This window comes from Phenylobacterium conjunctum (assembly GCF_042679085.1).
Classification (GTDB): Bacteria; Pseudomonadota; Alphaproteobacteria; order Caulobacterales; family Caulobacteraceae; genus Phenylobacterium; species Phenylobacterium conjunctum.
In genome coordinates this window covers 1-1,271 of sequence record NZ_JBHTLQ010000116.1, presented here as the reverse complement: position 1 = coordinate 1,271, position 1,271 = coordinate 1, and the positions used below count along the sequence as shown (strand labels likewise).

Annotated in this window: 1 protein-coding gene; it reads left to right on the top strand. The window is 68.3% G+C overall.

Annotated features, from left to right (window positions below):
- Window positions 1-63 precede the first annotated feature (63 nt).
- Window positions 64-1,253, top strand: a protein-coding gene (locus ACFQ27_RS20805) for an IS3 family transposase (RefSeq protein ID WP_377354923.1) whose coding sequence is annotated in 2 segments (ribosomal slippage) — window positions 64-316 and window positions 316-1,253 — 1,191 coding nt in all. Because the reading frame shifts where the segments join, the coding sequence is not laid out codon by codon here.
- The last annotated feature ends 18 nt before the right edge of the window (window positions 1,254-1,271 follow it).

Genomic DNA, 1,271 nt, shown 5'->3' with positions numbered 1-1,271 from the left:
TGACGTGACCCCCTGAAACTCCTCCAGGAATAATTAGAGTCCGCCCGACCAGAGGACGGACGAATGAAGCGATCAAGGTTCACGGAAGAGCAGATCATCGGGATCCTGCGGGAGCAGGAGGCCGGCGTGCCGGTGGCGGACCTGTGCAGGAAGCACGGGCTCAGCTCGCCGACGTTCTACAAGTGGAAGGCCAAGTACGGCGGGCTGGACGTGTCGGAGGCCCGGCGCCTGAAGGCGCTGGAGGACGAGAACGCCAAGCTGAAGCGGATGCTGGCGGACGCGATGCTCGACAACGTGGCGCTGAAGGACCTGCTGGGAAAAAAGTGGTGACGCCCGCCGCGCATCGGGAGGCTGCGGCGCATCTGCAGTCGGCCCACGGGATGAGCGAGCGGCGGGCGTGCCGGGTGATCGGGGCGGATCGCGCGAGCGTGCGCTACCAAGCGACGCGGCCGGACGATGGCGCCCTGCGGGAGCGGTTGAAGGCGCTCGCCCAGGAGCGCCGCCGCTTCGGCTACCGGCGCCTGCATGTTCTGCTGCGGCGTGAAGGGCAGGTGGTGAATCGCAAGCGGGTCCAGCGGATCTACCGCGAAGAACGGCTGACGGTGCGCCGCCGCGGCGGCCGCAAGCGCGCCATGGGCACGCGGGCGCCGATCGAGACGCCGCTGGCGGCCAACCAGCGCTGGAGCCTGGACTTCGTGTCCGACCAGATGACCGACGGGCGGCGCTTCCGCATCCTGACCGTAATCGACAACTGTACCCGCGAGTGCCTGGCCCTGGTGGCCGACACCTCGCTGTCGGGGCGCCGGGTCGCTCGCGAGCTGGACGTCCTCATCGCCCAGCGCGGGCGCCCGGAAATGATCGTCAGCGACAACGGCACGGAATACACCTCCAACGCCATCCTCGGCTGGGCCGACGAGACCGGCGTGGGCTGGCACTACATCGCGCCCGGAAAGCCGCAGCAGAACGGCTACAACGAGAGCTTCAACGGCCGGCTGCGCGACGAGCTGCTGAACGAGACGCTCTTCCGGTCTCTGCCCCACGCCCGCGCCGTGCTGGAGACCTGGCGGCGCGACTACAACGAGGCCCGGCCGCACTCGAAGCTCGGCTGGATGACGCCAGGGGACTACGCCCGAGCCCTATCCGGAGAGTCCGGCCGGCACGCTGCGAAACCTGACCTCTCCGCGCGCCGGCCTCTTGCAACATCAGCCGAGCAAGGCTCACATCAACCCAGGACTCTCGTTATGGCTGGATGAGAAACGGGGGTCACGTCA